Here is a 15,827-nt window from a genome sequence, read left to right on the forward strand (position 1 = left end):
CCACCCTCGTCCCGGCGCCACGTCACATCCCCGGAGGGATCCGTTGGCCAGCAAGTCCTCCACGCGCCTCGCCGCGCTCACCGTCGCCGCCGTCTGCTCGGCGGCGTCCACCGTCGTCCTCACCACGCCCGCGCACGCCGCCTCCGCAGCGGCCGGCCCGGTGCGGATCCACGACGTCCAGGGCAGCACCAGGCTGTCGCCGTACGCCGGCCGGCAGGTCACGGACGTGGCCGGAATCGTCACCGGCGTCCGCGGCTACGGCTCCTCCAGGGGCTTCTGGATGCAGGACCCGCTGCCGGACGCGGACCCGGCCACCAGCGAGGGCGTCTTCGTCTTCACGAGCAAGGCCCCCGAGGTCGCCGCCGGAGACGCGGTCACCGTCTCCGGCACGGTCTCGGAGTACGTCCCCGGCGGTACCTCCTCGGGGAACCAGTCGCTGACCGAGATCACCCGTGCGACGGTCACCGTCGTCTCGGGCGGCAACGCTCTCCCGGCCGCGACGGCCGTCTCCGCCCGCTCCGTGCCCCGCGCGTACGCCCCCGAGGGCGACGCGGCGGCGAACGGCTCGGTCAACGCCCTGACCCTGCGGCCGGGGGCGTACGCCCTGGACTACTACGAGTCCCTGGAGGGCATGAACGTCCGGGTCTCCGACGCCCGGGTGGTCGGCGCCTCGGACCCGTACACCGAGCTGTGGGTCACGGTGAAGCCCTGGGAGAACCGGAACCGCCGCGGCGGCACGGTCTACGGCTCCTACGACGACCAGAACACCGGCCGGCTGCAGATCCAGTCGCTGGGCAAGCCGGCCGACTTCCCCGACGCGAACGTGGGCGACACCCTCGCCGGCACCACCGCCGGTCCGCTGGACTACAACCAGTACGGCGGATACACGCTGGTCGCGAGCGAGATCGGCGCCCTGGAGCGGGGCGGCACGGAGCGCGAGTCGACGCGCCGGCAGAACGCCCGCGAGCTGGCGGTGGCCACGTACAACGTGGAGAACCTCGACCCGTCGGACGACACCTTCACCGCGCACGCCGAAACGATCGTGCATCGCCTCAAGTCGCCCGACGTCGTGTCGCTGGAGGAGATCCAGGACAACAACGGCGCCACGGACGACGGCACCGTGGCGGCCGACGTCACGGTCGGCAGGCTGATCGACGCGATCGTCGCGGCCGGCGGCCCGCGCTACGAGTGGCGCGGCATCGACCCCGTGGACAAGGCGGACGGCGGCGAGCCCGGCGGCAACATCCGTCAGGCGTTCCTGTTCAACCCGGAGCGGGTCTCCTTCACCGACCGCGCGGGCGGCGACGCGACCACCGCGACGGGGGTGCGCAAGGTGCGCGGCAAGGCGGCGCTGACCCTCTCCCCCGGGCGGGTGGCCCCGGCCGACCCGGCCTGGGAGGACAGCCGCAAGCCGCTGGCGGGCGAGTTCGTCTTCCGCGGCCGGACGGTCGTCGTGATCGCCAACCACTTCAACTCCAAGGGCGGCGACCAGGGTCTGACGGCGCAGTACCAGCCGCCGTCGCGCAGCTCGGAGACCCAGCGCCACGCCCAGGCGAAGGTGGTGAACACCTTCGTGAAGGAGATCCTGGCCACCCAGAAGAACGCGGACGTCGTCGCCCTGGGGGACATCAACGACTTCGAGTTCTCGACGACCGCCCGCATCCTGGAGGACGGCGGGGCACTGTGGTCGGCGGTGAAGTCGCTGCCGAGGAGCGAGCGCTACTCGTACGTCTACCAGGGCAACAGCCAGGTCCTGGACCAGATCCTGGTCAGCCCGTCGGTCCGCCGCGGCCACCTGTCCTACGACAGCGTGCACGTCAACGCCGAGTTCCACGACCAGATCAGCGACCACGACCCGCAGGTGCTGCGGTTCCGTCCGTAACCGGCCGGCGGTGGGGGCGGGTTCAGCGGCTTCAGCGGGGTACGAGGCCCAGCACGTGGTCGTAGCGGTTGACCGTGCTGCTCTTCACGCCCGGCCAGTCGTGCACCCGCTTCCACTGGGGCGTCGCCGAGCCGACACCGCCGCCGGGTGCGGCGAGGGCGTCGCGGTGGGCCTGCGCGCTCTGCCACTCGGCGTAGTTGAGGACGCGGGTGCCGTCGGTGCTGAGGTGGAAGTGGGCGGAGATACCGCCGGGGGGCGGGGCCGACTCGCTCTCCAGGGCCTCGAAGACGGCGTCCACCCAGGCGCGCTGCCGTTCGGGGTCGGGTCCCTCGAACTCGATGTCGACGATCACCACACAGCCCGGGACGACGGTGGCCGCCCCCGACGCGCGGCTCGTGCCGCGGTAGGGCCGGTACCGGCCGAGCTTCAGCCGTTCGATGCCCGGCACGGCGGTGTCGATCTCGTCGACGCGCTCCTGCCGTCGCGTTCCCGCGAAGGCCTCGTACGCCTGCTCGCTCGCCCACTGGGAGTAGTGCAGCAGCGTGCTGCCGTCGTGCCCGCCGTAGACGTGGTAGCCGAGCAGTTCGTCGGCGGGCCAGGGGCGGCTCTCCCAGGTACGGGAGATGGCGTCGACGGTCTGCCGTTGCCGCTCGGGGGTGCCGACCCTCCAGGTGCTGAAGAAGGGCGCCAGGACGTCGGGGCGGGCGGGACGGGGATGGGTGTGGGTGCGGCGGGTCATGCCGGCCTCCGGTGATCGGTGGTCGTCGGTGCACACACCAGCCTTTGACCTCGACCAAGGTTGAGGTCAAGTTGATTCCGATCAGGAACGCGTGTCGCGAAGCGCGTGTCGCCAACCGGGTGCCGCCACCTTCCTGCGCGGCGAGGGGCCCGCGTCGCCCGACTGGAGCCCCTCGCCGCACCGCGCTCCCCCGGAGGGCTCAGCAGTGTCCGGGCCGGCGGCGCCGCACGAGGCCCGCCGCGACCATCACGCCCGCCACCGCCCCGGCGGCCAGCACGGCGCGCGGATGCCCGAGCCCGGCCCGCACCGCGCCGCGCGCCCGCCCGGGCGGCGTGTGCCGCTCCGCGTCGTCCCGGGCCCGGGCCGCCCTGCCGTGCGCGGTGTGCCCGGCCCGGCCCGCCTTGTCCTGTACGGCGTGCCCGGCGTGCGCGGCGGAGCTGCGCAGTTGCCCGCTCATGGCGCCGGCCCTGTCCTTCAGGTCGGCGGCCCGGGCCTTGGCGCGGCCCTTCACGTCGGCCTTGCCCGCCAGCTCCTCCACGGTGTCGCCGAGCTGGCCGCGGGTCTGTTCGATCTGCCTGCGCAGTTCGTCGGGTCCCTTGGCCCCGCCGGCCGGCTGCGCGGTGGAGCCGCTCCTCGAACCGTCCCGGCTCGTCGCCTCGGTCATCGATGTGCCCTTTCCCTGATCTGGTCCACGTCGGCCCTGACGCTGCCGAGGGTCTCCTCGGGCTTGGGTGGCACGGCCCGGCGGAGCTGGGCGCGACCGGTCATGGCCAGTACGCCGGCGATCACGAAGAGCGCCGCCGTCACGATGAGCGCCGCGGCCCAGACGGGCAGTACCAGCGAGAGCGCGGCGGTGGCCGTGCCGGCCAGGGCGAACAGGCCCACGTAGGCGATGGCGCCCGCGGCACCGAGCATTCCGCCGCCGCGCCCGGCGCGCTTGCCCTTCTCGGCCAGTTCCATCTTGGCGAGGGCCACTTCCTGACGCACGAGCCGGGAGAGCTGTTCGGTGGCCTGCCCGACGAGTTCGCCCACGGAGTGCTGCTCGTCGTGCACCGGCCTGGTGTGCATGGTTCCGGTCACGGTGTTCCCGCCTCCTCTCGGTTCGGAGCACCCCGGGTACCCCGGGCCGAGCGGCGCTACCCCTGCCGCCGCCCGCACCGTCGCCGCCCGCACCGCCGCCGCCGCCCGCGGCTCCGCCACCCGAGCTGAAGCAATCCTTACAGGTATCTCGTAGAGAAATTAAGTAGAGCTACACTGTCCGGCGGCCGACACTACTCCCATGACGACAGACGACGACCGCCCCGCCGCCCCCTTCGGCCGCACCCTGTGCGCCATGGTCACCCCGTTCACCGCCTCCGGCGCGCTCGACCTCGACGGTGCCCAGCGGCTCGCCGACCGGCTGGTCTCCCGGGGCTGCGACGGCCTGGTGCTGTCCGGCACCACGGGCGAGTCGCCGACCACCACGGACGCCGAGAAGGCGGCGCTGGTGACGGCGGTCCGGGAGGCGGTCGGGGACCGTGCGGCACTCGTCGCCGGGGTCGGCACCGCGGACACCCGGCACACCGTGGAACTGGCCCTGGCCGCCGAGAAGGCCGGAGCGGACGGACTGCTGGTGGTCGCGCCGTACTACAGCAGGCCGCCGCAGGACGCCCTGGAGGCGCACTTTCGCGAGGTCGCCGACGCGAGCGGCCTGCCCGTGATGCTGTACGACATCCCCGGCCGCACCGCTACCCGCATCGAGCCCGCGACCCTCGTCCGGCTCGCCGGTCACCCGCGGATCGTGGCCGTCAAGGACTGCTCGTACGACCTCCTCGGCACCCAGAAGGTGCTGTCCCGCACCGGTCTGGCGTACTACGCGGGCTGCGACGAGCAGATCCTCCCCCTGTACGCGATCGGAGCGGTGGGCTGCGTCAGCACCGTCGCCAACGTCGTGCCTGAGCTGTTCCGGGCCGTCCTCGACGCCTTCGACGCGGGCGAGACCGGCCGGGCCGCCCTGCTCCAGCGGCGGGCGGTCCCGCTCGTCGAGTCGATGATGGCGGCCGCCCTGCCGGGCACGGTCACCGCCAAGGCCCTCCTCGGCGCGCTGGGCCTGCCGGCGGGGCCGGTCCGCGCACCGCTGCGGTCCGCGGACCGGGAGACCACTGCCGGTCTGCTGGCGGCCTACGAGGAACTGGCCGCCGACACCGGTCAGTCCCAGGCGTAGCCGTCGCCGAACAGCAGGGTGTGTTCCAGTACGTCCTCCGCCGGGTCGTCGATCTGCCCGACGTGGACGTTGAGGAGCCCCACCCGGGGGCCGTTGTGCGAACCGGTCGTCGTCTCGTCGGCGTGCGCGGTCCCCGCGGCCCCCAACGGGAGCCAGCACACCAGCACCGCGGCGCCCGCCCCGGCCAGCAGGCGCGCCACCGTCCCCACCCGCTCACTTTTCGCCTCAGGCGTCATCCCAGGTCCTCGTCTCGTCGGATCGGCGTCTGATCGGACTCTGCGTCCACCCGTTCATCCGCCAAGACCACCGGAAAGTCACGGACAGTCATCCGTACGTGCGGGTTACGGTGCCCGCGATGAGCAGACGACGCTACGTGGCCCGGGGCGTCCCGGGCGGATACCGGATCTGGGACAGCAAGGGCCGCCGCTGGTGGGGCGACCTCTACGAACTGTGCCCCGACGACCTCCTGACCGAGCTGAACGGAGCGGCCGACCAGGTCCGCGTCACCGCGCTGCTGAAGAGGTACCGGGCCCTGAAACGGTGAGCGCCGTAGGCTGGGCCCCCGCAGACGACCGACGGGGGCGACAGGAGGGGCCGAGGTGCCGGAGAAGACGCCGGACGAGACGCCGGCCGGGACGACGCTGCCCGAGGTGATGGCCGAGCTGGCCGGGCTCGAGGACCCGCGGATCCGGGCGGTGAACGAGAAGCACGGCGACGACCACGGCGTGAACCTCACCAGGCTGCGCGCTCTCGCGAAGCGGCTGAAGACGCAGCCGGAACTGGCACGCCGGCTCTGGGCGACGGACGACACCGCCGCGCGACTGCTGAGCCTCCTGATCTGCCGCCCCAGAGCCTTCGACCGCGCCGAACTGGACACCATGCTGCGCGGGGCCCGCACTCCAAAGGTGCACGACTGGCTCGTCGCCTACGTGGTGAAGAAGAGCCCGCACGCCGAGGAACTGCGCGTGGCCTGGACGGCCGATCCGGACCCGGTGGTCGCGAGCGCCGGCTGGGCGCTGACCACCGAACGCGTGACGAGGAGACCGGCGGGTCTCGACCTCCCGGGTCTGCTGGACACCGTCGAGTCGGAGATGAGGGACGCCCCGGACCGCCTCCAGTGGGCGATGAACCACTGCCTGGCCCGGATCGGCATCGACCACCCCGAACACCGCCCCCGCGCCCTCGCCGTCGGCGAACGCCTCGGGGTCCTCAAGGACTACCCGACTCCCCCGGGCTGCACCTCCCCGTACGCCCCCGTCTGGATCACGGAGATCGTGCGCCGCCAACAGGAGCAGGCCACCCCGAAGGCCACCCTCGCAGACACCTGAGCGCCCTCCCCGCGACGGACGGACAGAGCGCTCGGCGAACTGGCGCGTGATCAGTTGTGGCTGTGCAGGACCTCGTTCAGGCCGCCCCAGACCGCGTTGTTCGGGCGGGCCTCGACCGTGCCGGTGACCGAGTTGCGGCGGAAGAGGATGTTGGAGGCGCCGGAGAGCTCGCGGGCCTTGACGACCTGGCCGTCGGGCATCGTGACGCGGGTGCCCGCGGTGACGTAGAGGCCGGCCTCGACCACGCACTCGTCGCCCAGGGCGATGCCGACGCCCGCCTCGGCGCCGACCAGGCAGCGCTCGCCGATGACGATGCGGACGTTGCCGCCGCCGGAGAGGGTGCCCATGGTGGAGGCGCCGCCGCCGATGTCGGAGCCGTCGCCGACGACGACACCCGCGGAGATGCGGCCCTCGACCATCGAGGTGCCCAGCGTGCCGGCGTTGAAGTTGACGAAGCCCTCGTGCATGACCGTGGTGCCCTCGGCCAGGTGGGCGCCGAGCCGGACGCGGTCGGCGTCGGCGATGCGGACGCCCTTGGGTGCGACGTAGTCCGTCATGCGGGGGAACTTGTCGACCGAGGTGACCTGGAGGTGCAGGCCCTCGGCGCGGGCGTTGAGGCGGACCTTCTCGATGTCGTCCACGGCGACCGGGCCCAGCGAGGTCCAGGCGACGTTGGCGAGGTGGGCGAAGATGCCGTCCAGGCTCTGGCCGTGCGGCTTGACCAGGCGGTGGGAGAGCAGGTGCAGGCGCAGGTAGACGTCGTGCGTGTCGACCGGCTTCTCGTCCAGCGAGGCGATGACCGTGCGGACCGCGACCACCTCGACGCCGCGGCGGGCGTCCGGACCGACCGCGGCGGTCGCGCCGCCGCCCAGGAGTTCGGCGGCCTGTTCGGCGGTGAGGCGCTCGGTGCCGGAGGGACCGGGCTCGTCGGACAGTTCGGGCGCCGGGTACCAGGTGTCGAGGACGGTGCCGTCGGCGGCGATCGTGGCGAGGCCGGCGGCCACGGCGCCGGTGGTGCGGGGAGCAGTCGTGTCGGTCATGAGGGCAACCTAACCGGCCGCCGCCCGCCGATGCGAGCCGGGCCGGGGGGCGTCTCGCGTGCCGGGCGCGGGGATCAGCCGGGTCAGCACCTCCCGGGCGTACTCCTCGTCGTACGGCGTGTCCGTCAGCAGCACCTGGAGGCAGATGCCGTCCAGTACGGCGACCAGGGCTCGGGCCGTCACGGGGTCCGTGCGGGCGGCGAGCAGGGCGCCCACGCCCTCGGCCCACTCGGCGGCGACCGGGCGCAGCGCGGGGCGGCGCAGGGCGGCGAGGTACAGCTCGTACTCCAGCTCCACGCCGGTGCGGTCGCCGCCCAGCCATGCGCCGAGGACGCGGGCGAGTTCGCCGGGCAGGTCGGCCTCGGGGTCGGACAGGGCGGGGTGCGCCGCGACGACCCTGGCGAAGCCCTCGTTGGCCTGGCGCAGGGCGGCGACCATGAGGTCGTCGAGGGTCGCGAAGTGGTACGTCGTGGAGCCGAGCGGCACGTCCGCCTCGGCGGCGACGCTGCGGTGGCTGAGCCCGGCGATGCCCGCGCGTCCGACGACCCTGATCGCCGCGTCGATGATGCGCTGGCGGCGCTCCGGATCGTGGCGGCGGACCATCAGTGCGCTCCGCCCAGGTTGAGGACGACGACGCCGATGATGATCAGCGCGATGCCGGCGGCCTTGGTGGCCGTCATCCCCTCGCCCATGAAGGCGACGCCGATGGTGGCGATGGCGGCCGTACCCACTCCGGCCCAGATGGCGTACGCCGTGCCGACGGCGAGGATCTTCAGGGTCTGGGCGAGGAGGGCGAAGGAGAGGACGTAGGCGAGCGCCGTCAGCAGGGACGGCACGAGCCTGCTGAAGCCCTCGCTGTACTTCATGGCGGTGGTGCCGGCGACCTCGGCGGCGATGGCTCCGGCCAGGAGCAGATATCCCATGTGTACGAGCGTACATAACGTGGGGAGCGGGCGGGCGCGAACACGGGAACGGCGACACCCGGAGGTGCCGCCGTTCCCGAAAACGCTGCTGCCGATGTGTCTCAGACGTTGAACCCGAGCGCGCGCAGCTGCTCGCGGCCGTCGTCCGTGATCTTGTCGGGGCCCCACGGCGGCATCCAGACCCAGTTGATGCGCAGCTCGCTGACGAGGCCGTCCGTGGCGGACTTGGCCTGGTCCTCGATCACGTCGGTCAGCGGACAGGCCGCCGACGTCAGGGTCATGTCGACGGTCGCGATGTTCGCGTCGTCGACGTGGATGCCGTAGATCAGGCCGAGGTTGACGACGTCGATGCCCAGCTCCGGGTCCACGACGTCCATCAGGGCCTCGCGGAGCTCCTCCTCCGAGGCCGGCTTCATCTCCAGGGTCTCGCTCATGCCGTCGTCTCCTTGTCGGCGTCGGCGCCGTCCAGCGCCTGGGCGGTCGCGTCCTTCCAGGCCATCCAGCTCAGCAGGGCGCACTTGACCCGGGCCGGGTACTTCGAGACCCCGGCGAACGCGACCGCGTCCTCCAGGACCTCCTCCATCGCGTCGTCGGGCTCGATCCTGCCCTTGGACTGCATCAGCTCCAGGAAGGTCTCCTGGATCCGCTGAGCCTGGGCGAGGTCCTTGCCGACCAGCAGGTCGTTCAGCACGGAGGCGCTCGCCTGGCTGATGGAGCAGCCCTGGCCCTCGTAGCTGACGTCGCTGATCGTCGTGCCGTCGTACTTCACGCGGAGCGTGATCTCGTCGCCGCATGTCGGGTTGACGTGGTGGACCTCGGCGTCGCCATCCCGCAAGCCCCGCCCGTGCGGGTTCTTGTAGTGGTCCAGGATGACTTCCTGGTACATGGAGTCCAGCTTCATGCTCTTCGCTCGTCCCGTCAGCCGAAGAAGTTCCGTACGTGCTCCAGACCGTCGACCAGTGCGTCGATCTCGGCCGGCGTGGAGTACAGATAGAACGACGCTCGCGTGGTCGCAGGAATTCCGTAGCGCAGGCAGACGGGGCGGGCGCAGTGGTGGCCGACCCGGACCGCGATGCCCTGCTCGTCGAGGACCTGGCCCACGTCGTGGGGGTGGATGTCCCCCAGCGTGAAGGAGATCGCCGCGCCGCGCTCCTCGGCCGTGGTGGGGCCGATGATGCGCAGGTCCGGGACCTCCAGCAGACGCTTGACCGCGTACTCGGTCAGCGCGTGCTCGTGGGCGAGGATCCTGTCCATGCCGATCGAGTTCAGGTAGTCGATCGCCGCGCCCAGGCCGACCGCGCCCGCGATGGGGGGCGTACCCGCCTCGAACTTGTGCGGGGCCGGGGCGTAGGTGGAGGAGTGCATCGAGACGGTCTCGATCATCTCTCCGCCGCCGAGGAACGGCGGGAGGTCCTCCAGCAGCTCCTGGCGGCCCCACAGGACGCCGATGCCGGTCGGGCCGCACATCTTGTGGCCGGTGAAGGCCACGAAGTCGGCCTGGAGGGCCTGCACGTCCAACGGCATGTGCGGCGCGGCCTGGGAGGCGTCGATGCAGACCAGCGCACCGACCTCCTGGGCGCGGCGCACGATCGCCTCGACCGGGTTGTGGGTGCCCAGGATGTTGGAGACCAGCACGAAGGAGACGATCTTCGTCTTCTCGGTGATCACCTCGTCGATGTTGGACAGGTCCAGGCGGCCGTCGTCCGTGAGGCCGAACCAGCGGAGCTTCGCGCCGGTGCGCTGCGCCAGCAGCTGCCACGGCACGATGTTGGAGTGGTGCTCCATCTCCGTGATGACGATCTCGGTCTCGTGGTCCACGCGGTAGGGGTCGTCGGCCCAGCCCAGCATGTTCGCGACCAGGTTGAGGGACTCCGAGGCGTTCTTGGTGAAGATCACCTCGTCGCGCGAGGGCGCGTTGATGAACTCCGCGACCTTGTCACGCGCGCCCTCGTACAGCGCCGTGGCCTCCTCGGCGAGGACGTGGACGCCGCGGTGGACGTTGGCGTTGTAGCGCTCGTAGTACTCGCTGAGCGCGTCCAGCACCTGCCGCGGCTTCTGGCTGGTCGCCGCGTTGTCCAGGTACACGAGCTTGTGTCCGTCGTGGACCTGGCGGTCCAGGATGGGGAAGTCCTTGCGGATCGCCTCGGTGTCGAGGAGGCCCGGCAGCTGTGTCACTCGGATGCGCCGCCCTTCGTGTATGCCTCGTAGCCCTCGGCCTCGAGCTTGTCGGCCAGCTCGGCGCCGCCGGACTCGGCGATGCGGCCGTTGGCGAAGACGTGGACGTGGTCGGGCTTGATGTAGCGCAGGATGCGCGTGTAGTGCGTGATCAGCAGGGTGCCGACCTCACCGGACTCGCGGACGCGGTTGACGCCCTCGGAGACGACGCGCAGGGCGTCGACGTCCAGGCCGGAGTCGGTCTCGTCGAGGATCGCGACCTTCGGCTTGAGCAGCTCCAGCTGGAGGATCTCGTGGCGCTTCTTCTCACCGCCGGAGAAGCCCTCGTTGACGTTGCGCTCGGCGAAGGCGGGGTCCATGTTGAGGCGCTCCATGGCCTCCTTGACCTCCTTCACCCAGTGCCGCAGCTTGGGGGCCTCGCCGCGGACGGCGGTGGCGGAGGTGCGCAGGAAGTTGGAGACCGAGACGCCGGGGACCTCGACCGGGTACTGCATGGCGAGGAACAGGCCGGCGCGGGCGCGCTCGTCGACGGACATCTCCAGGACGTCCTCGCCGTCGAGGGTGACGGTGCCGCCGGTGATCGTGTACTTGGGGTGACCCGCCAGCGAGTAGGCGAGGGTCGACTTGCCGGAGCCGTTCGGGCCCATGATGGCGTGCGTCTCGCCCTGCTTCACGGTGAGGTCGACGCCCTTGAGGATCTCCTTCGTGGCGTTGTCGGCCTCGACGGTGACGTGCAGGTCTCGGATTTCAAGCGTTGCCATGGGTGCCTCAGGACTCCTGGGTGAGGGAGACGAGCACGTCGTCCCCTTCGATCTTTACGGGGTATACGGGGACGGGGCGCGTCGCCGGAAGACTGTCGGGCTTGCCGGACCGGAGGTCGAAGCGCGAGCCGTGCAGCCAGCACTCGATGTGGCAGTCGTCGACCTCGCCCTCGGCCAGCGAGACGTTCGCGTGCGAGCAGATGTCGTAAATGGCGAACAGCTCGCCCTCCGTCCGCACGACGGAGATCGGCGTGCCGTCGAGTTCCACCCGCTTCGGGGTGTCCTCCTCCAGCTCGTCCGCTCCACAGACGCGTACGAAGGTCATGCGACCGACGCCTCCAGCTCCTTCTCGATCTTGGCGAGGAGGCGCTCCTCGATGTCCGCGACGCCGATCTGCTGGACCAGCTCGGCGAAGAAGCCGCGGACCACCAGGCGGCGGGCGTCGAGCTCGGGGATGCCGCGCGCCATCAGGTAGAAGAGCTGCTCGTCGTCGAAGCGGCCGGTGGCGGAGGCGTGACCGGCGCCGACGATCTCGCCGGTCTCGATCTCCAGGTTCGGCACCGAGTCGACCCGCGCGCCGTCGGTGAGGACGAGGTTGCGGTTCATCTCGTAGGTGTCGGTGCCCTCGGCCGCGGCCTCGATGAGCACGTCGCCGATCCACACCGCGTGCGCGTCGTCGCCCTGGAGCGCGCCCTTGTAGACGACGTTCGACTTGCAGTGCGGGACGTTGTGGTCGACCAGGAGGCGGTGCTCCTGGTGCTGGCCGGCGTCGGTGAAGTACAGGCCGAACAGCTCGGCCTCGCCGCCGGGGCCCGCGTAGGCCACCCGGGGGTGCAGCCGTACCAGGTCGCCGCCGAAGGTGACGACGAAGGACTTGAAGGTCGCGTCGCGGCCGACGAGCGCGTTGTGCTGGCCGACGTGCACGGCCTTGTCGTCCCAGTCCTGGACGGAGACGACGGTCAGCTTGGCGCCGTCGCCCAGGACGTAGTCGACGTTGGCCGCGAGCACCGCGTCGCCGGTGTGGTCGATGACGACCACGGCCTCGGCGAAGGCGCCCAGCTCGACGACCTGGTGGCCGTAGGCGGTGCCGCCCTCGCCGTGCACGGCGATGCGGATCGGCTCGGTGAGGACCGTCTCCTTGGGGACGGTGATCACGCCGGCCTTCTCGAACGCCGAGTAGGCCTGGGCGGCGACCCGGTCCACGGGGGTCCCGGCCCTGCCGATGCGCGCGTCGTCGCGGCCGACGGTCTCGACGACGACGCCCTCGGGCGCCTCGACGTCGACCTTCACGCCGTCGCCGGTGGCGACGGCGGTGCCGTCGTGCAGCCCGCGCAGCCGCTCCAGCGGGGTGAACCGCCACTCCTCCTCGCGGCCGTGCGGGACCTGGAAGTCCGCCACGTCGAAGGACGCGGGCGCGCTCATGCGCGTGGCGACGGTCGACTCGGCGGCCACCGCGATCTGGCCCGCGGTGGTGGACCCCACGGGGATGTTCTGAGCCTCAGCCATGGCTGTCGGTCTGCTCTCTTCCTACGTTCCTGAATCTGGCGACTGCGGTGGGGGCGGGGTCAGCCGACCGCGCCCTCCATCTGCAGCTCGATCAGCCGGTTGAGCTCGAGGGCGTACTCCATGGGCAGCTCCTTGGCGATCGGCTCGACGAAGCCGCGCACGATCATCGCCATCGCCTCGAACTCGCTCAGACCGCGGCTCATCAGGTAGAAGAGCTGGTCCTCGGAGACCTTGGAGACGGTCGCCTCGTGGCCCATGGACACGTCGTCCTCGCGGACGTCCACGTAGGGGTACGTGTCGGAGCGGGAGATGGTGTCGACGAGCAGCGCGTCGCACAGCACGTTCGACTTGGAGCCGTGGGCGCCCTCGCCGATCTCGACGAGACCGCGGTAGGAGGTGCGGCCGCCGCCGCGCGCCACCGACTTCGACACGATGTTGGAGGAGGTGTTCGGCGCCATGTGGACCATCTTGGAGCCGGCGTCCTGGTGCTGGCCCTCGCCCGCGAAGGCGATGGAGAGGGTCTCGCCCTTGGCGTGCTCGCCCATCAGGTAGACGGCCGGGTACTTCATCGTCACCTTGGAGCCGATGTTGCCGTCGATCCACTCCATGGTCGCGCCCTCGTACGCCACGGCGCGCTTGGTGACCAGGTTGTAGACGTTGTTCGACCAGTTCTGGATGGTCGTGTAGCGGCAGCGGGCGTTCTTCTTGACGATGATCTCGACGACCGCGGAGTGCAGCGAGTCCGACTTGTAGATCGGCGCGGTGCAGCCCTCGACGTAGTGCACGTAGGCGCCCTCGTCGACGATGATCAGGGTCCGCTCGAACTGGCCCATGTTCTCCGTGTTGATACGGAAGTAGGCCTGGAGCGGGATCTCGACGTGCACGCCCTTCGGCACGTAGATGAAGGAGCCGCCGGACCACACGGCGCTGTTCAGCGAGGCGAACTTGTTGTCACCGACGGGGATGACGGTGCCGAAGTACTCCTTGAAGAGCTCGGGGTGCTCCTTCAGGGCCGTGTCGGTGTCCAGGAAGATGACGCCCTGCTCCTCCAGGTCCTCGCGGATCTGGTGGTAGACGACCTCGGACTCGTACTGCGCGGCGACACCGGCGACGAGGCGCTGCTTCTCCGCCTCCGGGATGCCGAGCTTGTCGTACGTGTTCTTGATGTCCTCGGGCAGGTCCTCCCAGGACTCCGCCTGCTTCTCCGTGGAGCGCACGAAGTACTTGATGTTGTCGAAGTCGATCCCCGACAGGTCCGAGCCCCAGTTCGGCATCGGCTTCTTCTCGAAGAGGCGCAGGCCCTTGAGACGGAGCTTGGTCATCCACTCCGGCTCGTTCTTCTTCGCGGAGATGTCGCGGACGACGTCCTCGTTGATGCCGCGCTTGGCAGAGGCGCCGGCCGTGTCGGAGTCGGCCCAGCCGTATTCGTACTTGCCCAGGCCCTCGAGCTCAGGGTGAGCAGTCTCCGTGGGGAGAGTCATGCGGGGTTCCTCCCGGCCGTGCTTGCAGATGCGTTGTGGGTCTTGGAAATCGTCTTGGAAGCCGCACCGGAAGCCGTCTCGGACGTCTCGGGGGGCTTCGAAGTCTTGGGGATGAACGTGGTGCACACCCCGTCGCCGTGCGCGATGGTCGCCAGACGCTGTACATGCGTACCGAGCAGCTCGGCGAAAAACTCCGTCTCCGCCTCGCACAGCTGCGGGAACTGCTCCGCCACGTGGGCGACCGGGCAGTGGTGCTGACACAGCTGCTCGCCCTGCTGGGGGTGGGGTGCGCTCCGCGCGGTAGCAGCGTACCCGTCCTCGCTCAGAGCCTTGGCCAGTGCTTCGGCGCGCTTCTCGGCGGGGGCGGACTCGACGGCCGCGCGGTACGCGCCCGACTGGGCGGCGATCCGGGCACGGGCGAAGGCGGCGATCGCCTGCTCCCCGCCCTGCTGCTCGGCGATCCAGTGCAGGGCGTCGGCCGCCAGCTTGTCGTACGACTGGTCGAAGGCGTCCCGGCCGCAGTCGGTGAGCGCGAAGACCTTGGCGGGCCGCCCGCGCGTGCGCGCGCCGTAGACCCGCTGTTCGCGGGCTTCGACCACGTCGTCGGCGACGAGGGCGTCGAGATGGCGCCGGACGGCGGCCTGGGTCAGGCCCAGGCGTCCGGCGAGCTCGGCGACGGTCGACGGCCCGTGGTCCAGGATGGAGCGCACGACACGGTTGCGGGTGGACCGCTCACCGGTCGCGAGTTCCTCCTGCGGAGCCTCACCGACGTTTTTCACAACGCCATTGTTGCGTAATTCCTCCGGGGCGGGCAAGCCGCGTCCGGATCATCGGACGGTGCCCTGCGTCACTTAGGCATACCTAAGGTGACCTGCGGAAACGATCTTTGATCGATCGGACGCCGGGCAATCCACTGGCGTCCGCGACCGGCTTCCGGAACACTCCCCGCATGCCCACGCCCCCTCCGACCGGCCCACTCGTCACCCGCGGCAGCCTCGCCGCCGGGCTGCGCGAACTGGGTGTGCGCACCGGCGACACCCTCCTCGTGCACTCCTCCCTCAGCTCGCTCGGCTGGGTCTGCGGAGGCCCCGTCGCGGTCGTCCAGGCGCTGCTCGACGTGCTCGGCCCGGGCGGCACCCTGGCGGTCCCGACGCAGACGGGCGACCTCTCCGACCCGGCCCTGTGGACCAGCCCGCCGGTGCCCGAGGCGTGGTGGGAGGCCGTCCGCGCGGCGACGCCCCCGTACGACCCGCTGATCACGCCCTCGCGCGGCGTCGGCGTGGTCCCGGAGACCGTACGCACCTGGCCCGGCGCCCGGCGCAGCGCCCATCCGCAGACCTCATTCGCCGCCCTCGGCGCCCGCGCCGCCGAGGTGGCCGCCGGCCACGCGACCGACTGCCGGCTGGGCTGGGGGTACCTCCCACGCCCTTAAGGCAGTGGGGGAACAGCCCGCTGGCCACGCTGGAGCGGCTGGACGCCCGGGTCCTGCTGCTCGGCGCGGGCTACGACGCGTGCACCGCCTTCCACCTCGCCGAGTACCGGATCCCCGCTCCGCTGGTGGAGGTGGGGCGCCCGGGGCCGGTGGGCTGGGAGCGGGTGACCGAGGTGTCGATCACGTCGGAGCGCTTCGACGAACTCGGCCACGACTTCGAACGGGACCGTCCCGTCGTGCGCGGCAGGGTCGGCGCGGCCGACGCCCGCCTGTTCTCCCTGCCGGACGCGGTCGCGTACGCCGAGCGGTGGCTGCCCCTGCACCGCCCTCGCGAGTGAGTCCCGTACCGGCGGCGAA

Annotated in this window: 19 protein-coding genes and 1 pseudogene; 5 read left to right on the forward strand and 15 right to left on the reverse strand. The window is 71.2% G+C overall.

Translation table 11 applies throughout. The annotated features are described in order from the left end of the window. Nucleotides 1–43 precede the first annotated feature (43 nt). Nucleotides 44–1,882: an endonuclease/exonuclease/phosphatase family protein gene (locus C4J65_RS06395; RefSeq protein WP_115741511.1), complete on the forward strand. Its 1,839-nt coding sequence runs from the start codon at nt 44–46 to the stop codon at nt 1,880–1,882. Between the two features lie 31 nt (nt 1,883–1,913). On the opposite strand, the gene C4J65_RS06400 is transcribed toward C4J65_RS06395, so the two are convergent. From C4J65_RS06400 to C4J65_RS06410, 3 genes are all read right to left on the reverse strand, one after another. Beyond that, nucleotides 1,914–2,621, reverse strand: coding sequence for an antibiotic biosynthesis monooxygenase family protein (locus tag C4J65_RS06400; protein ID WP_115741512.1), 708 nt, complete (start codon nt 2,619–2,621; stop codon nt 1,914–1,916). Between the two features lie 199 nt (nt 2,622–2,820). Further along, nucleotides 2,821–3,285 (reverse strand): DUF3618 domain-containing protein, encoded by a 465-nt coding sequence (locus tag C4J65_RS06405; RefSeq protein WP_115741513.1) that lies wholly within the window; start codon nt 3,283–3,285, stop codon nt 2,821–2,823. Then, nucleotides 3,282–3,701 carry a phage holin family protein gene (locus C4J65_RS06410; protein ID WP_087810006.1) on the reverse strand — a complete coding sequence of 140 codons (420 nt, stop codon included), beginning with the start codon at nt 3,699–3,701 and terminating at the stop codon, nt 3,282–3,284. The genes C4J65_RS06405 and C4J65_RS06410 overlap by 4 nt, the downstream gene beginning before the upstream one ends. Nucleotides 3,702–3,900: 199 nt before the next feature. Between C4J65_RS06410 and dapA the strand changes: the two genes are divergently transcribed. After that, nucleotides 3,901–4,824, forward strand: a complete 924-nt coding sequence (dapA, locus tag C4J65_RS06415; RefSeq protein ID WP_115741514.1) for a 4-hydroxy-tetrahydrodipicolinate synthase — start codon at nt 3,901–3,903, stop codon at nt 4,822–4,824. Here dapA and C4J65_RS06420 read toward each other — a convergent pair. After that, complete coding sequence (locus C4J65_RS06420) at nt 4,809–5,060, reverse strand: hypothetical protein (RefSeq protein ID WP_115741515.1); 252 nt, start codon at nt 5,058–5,060, stop codon at nt 4,809–4,811. The two genes, dapA and C4J65_RS06420, sit on opposite strands and share 16 nt — an antisense overlap. Nucleotides 5,061–5,179: 119 nt before the next feature. On the opposite strand from C4J65_RS06420, the gene C4J65_RS06425 reads away from it, so the two are divergent. Together C4J65_RS06425 and C4J65_RS06430 are read left to right on the forward strand one after the other, a co-directional pair. Continuing rightward, on the forward strand, nt 5,180–5,368 hold the full coding sequence (locus C4J65_RS06425; protein ID WP_162833058.1) for a hypothetical protein: 189 nt from the start codon (nt 5,180–5,182) through the stop codon (nt 5,366–5,368). 109 nt (nt 5,369–5,477) lie between these two features. Continuing rightward, nucleotides 5,478–6,152: a DNA alkylation repair protein gene (locus C4J65_RS06430; RefSeq protein WP_205351128.1), complete on the forward strand. Its 675-nt coding sequence runs from the start codon at nt 5,478–5,480 to the stop codon at nt 6,150–6,152. 50 nt (nt 6,153–6,202) lie between these two features. Here the strand turns inward: C4J65_RS06430 and dapD are convergent, their stop codons facing one another. The 11 genes from dapD to C4J65_RS06485 form a co-directional block, all read right to left on the reverse strand. Then, nucleotides 6,203–7,192 (reverse strand): 2,3,4,5-tetrahydropyridine-2,6-dicarboxylate N-succinyltransferase, encoded by a 990-nt coding sequence (gene dapD / locus C4J65_RS06435; protein ID WP_115741518.1) that lies wholly within the window; start codon nt 7,190–7,192, stop codon nt 6,203–6,205. Nucleotides 7,193–7,201: 9 nt separating this feature from the next. Next, on the reverse strand, nt 7,202–7,795 hold the full coding sequence (locus tag C4J65_RS06440) for a TetR family transcriptional regulator (protein ID WP_115741519.1): 594 nt from the start codon (nt 7,793–7,795) through the stop codon (nt 7,202–7,204). Next, nucleotides 7,795–8,115, reverse strand: a complete 321-nt coding sequence (locus tag C4J65_RS06445; RefSeq protein WP_115741520.1) for a multidrug efflux SMR transporter — start codon at nt 8,113–8,115, stop codon at nt 7,795–7,797. The genes C4J65_RS06440 and C4J65_RS06445 overlap by 1 nt, the downstream gene beginning before the upstream one ends. Nucleotides 8,116–8,216: 101 nt before the next feature. Then, nucleotides 8,217–8,549, reverse strand: coding sequence for a metal-sulfur cluster assembly factor (locus tag C4J65_RS06450; RefSeq protein ID WP_003976900.1), 333 nt, complete (start codon nt 8,547–8,549; stop codon nt 8,217–8,219). Next, nucleotides 8,546–9,016, reverse strand: coding sequence for a Fe-S cluster assembly sulfur transfer protein SufU (gene sufU / locus C4J65_RS06455; protein ID WP_115741521.1), 471 nt, complete (start codon nt 9,014–9,016; stop codon nt 8,546–8,548). Before sufU ends, C4J65_RS06450 begins: the two co-directional genes overlap by 4 nt. Before the next feature lie 17 nt (nt 9,017–9,033). Beyond that, on the reverse strand, nt 9,034–10,290 hold the full coding sequence (locus tag C4J65_RS06460; RefSeq protein WP_115741522.1) for a cysteine desulfurase: 1,257 nt from the start codon (nt 10,288–10,290) through the stop codon (nt 9,034–9,036). Beyond that, the gene (gene sufC, locus C4J65_RS06465) at nt 10,287–11,051 is read right to left on the reverse strand and encodes a Fe-S cluster assembly ATPase SufC (RefSeq protein WP_115741523.1); all 765 of its coding nucleotides are present in this window, start codon (nt 11,049–11,051) and stop codon (nt 10,287–10,289) included. Before sufC ends, C4J65_RS06460 begins: the two co-directional genes overlap by 4 nt. Nucleotides 11,052–11,058: 7 nt before the next feature. Continuing rightward, a complete protein-coding gene (locus C4J65_RS06470; protein WP_115741524.1) occupies nt 11,059–11,376 on the reverse strand; it encodes a non-heme iron oxygenase ferredoxin subunit in 318 nt (105 codons plus the stop codon). Next, nucleotides 11,373–12,557, reverse strand: a complete 1,185-nt coding sequence (sufD, locus tag C4J65_RS06475; protein ID WP_115741525.1) for a Fe-S cluster assembly protein SufD — start codon at nt 12,555–12,557, stop codon at nt 11,373–11,375. Before sufD ends, C4J65_RS06470 begins: the two co-directional genes overlap by 4 nt. 59 nt (nt 12,558–12,616) lie before the next feature. After that, the gene (gene sufB, locus C4J65_RS06480) at nt 12,617–14,038 is read right to left on the reverse strand and encodes a Fe-S cluster assembly protein SufB (protein ID WP_003976894.1); all 1,422 of its coding nucleotides are present in this window, start codon (nt 14,036–14,038) and stop codon (nt 12,617–12,619) included. After that, on the reverse strand, nt 14,035–14,817 hold the full coding sequence (locus C4J65_RS06485; RefSeq protein ID WP_115741526.1) for a metalloregulator ArsR/SmtB family transcription factor: 783 nt from the start codon (nt 14,815–14,817) through the stop codon (nt 14,035–14,037). The genes sufB and C4J65_RS06485 overlap by 4 nt, the downstream gene beginning before the upstream one ends. Before the next feature lie 170 nt (nt 14,818–14,987). On the opposite strand from C4J65_RS06485, the pseudogene C4J65_RS06490 reads away from it, so the two are divergent. Then, nucleotides 14,988–15,808: pseudogene (locus C4J65_RS06490) on the forward strand (AAC(3) family N-acetyltransferase). Nucleotides 15,809–15,827: the final 19 nt, after the last annotated feature.

This window comes from Streptomyces sp. CB09001 (assembly GCF_003369795.1).
In the GTDB taxonomy this organism is placed as follows: Bacteria; Actinomycetota; Actinomycetes; order Streptomycetales; family Streptomycetaceae; genus Streptomyces.

What these genes read in the sequence shown, in the direction of transcription:
- C4J65_RS06430 (WP_205351128.1), top strand. Translation starts at nt 5,478, where the DNA reads ATGGCCGAGCTGGCCGGGCTCGAGGACCCGCGGATCCGGGCGGTGAAC.
- sufU (WP_115741521.1), bottom strand. Translation starts at nt 9,016, where the DNA reads ATGAAGCTGGACTCCATGTACCAGGAAGTCATCCTGGACCACTACAAG.
- C4J65_RS06450 (WP_003976900.1), bottom strand. Translation starts at nt 8,549, where the DNA reads ATGAGCGAGACCCTGGAGATGAAGCCGGCCTCGGAGGAGGAGCTCCGC.
- dapD (WP_115741518.1), bottom strand. Translation starts at nt 7,192, where the DNA reads ATGACCGACACGACTGCTCCCCGCACCACCGGCGCCGTGGCCGCCGGC.
- C4J65_RS06420 (WP_115741515.1), bottom strand. Translation starts at nt 5,060, where the DNA reads ATGACGCCTGAGGCGAAAAGTGAGCGGGTGGGGACGGTGGCGCGCCTG.
- sufB (WP_003976894.1), bottom strand. Translation starts at nt 14,038, where the DNA reads ATGACTCTCCCCACGGAGACTGCTCACCCTGAGCTCGAGGGCCTGGGC.
- C4J65_RS06405 (WP_115741513.1), bottom strand. Translation starts at nt 3,285, where the DNA reads ATGACCGAGGCGACGAGCCGGGACGGTTCGAGGAGCGGCTCCACCGCG.
- sufC (WP_115741523.1), bottom strand. Translation starts at nt 11,051, where the DNA reads ATGGCAACGCTTGAAATCCGAGACCTGCACGTCACCGTCGAGGCCGAC.
- C4J65_RS06470 (WP_115741524.1), bottom strand. Translation starts at nt 11,376, where the DNA reads ATGACCTTCGTACGCGTCTGTGGAGCGGACGAGCTGGAGGAGGACACC.
- C4J65_RS06425 (WP_162833058.1), top strand. Translation starts at nt 5,180, where the DNA reads ATGAGCAGACGACGCTACGTGGCCCGGGGCGTCCCGGGCGGATACCGG.
- C4J65_RS06440 (WP_115741519.1), bottom strand. Translation starts at nt 7,795, where the DNA reads ATGGTCCGCCGCCACGATCCGGAGCGCCGCCAGCGCATCATCGACGCG.
- dapA (WP_115741514.1), top strand. Translation starts at nt 3,901, where the DNA reads ATGACGACAGACGACGACCGCCCCGCCGCCCCCTTCGGCCGCACCCTG.
- C4J65_RS06400 (WP_115741512.1), bottom strand. Translation starts at nt 2,621, where the DNA reads ATGACCCGCCGCACCCACACCCATCCCCGTCCCGCCCGCCCCGACGTC.
- sufD (WP_115741525.1), bottom strand. Translation starts at nt 12,557, where the DNA reads ATGGCTGAGGCTCAGAACATCCCCGTGGGGTCCACCACCGCGGGCCAG.
- C4J65_RS06445 (WP_115741520.1), bottom strand. Translation starts at nt 8,115, where the DNA reads ATGGGATATCTGCTCCTGGCCGGAGCCATCGCCGCCGAGGTCGCCGGC.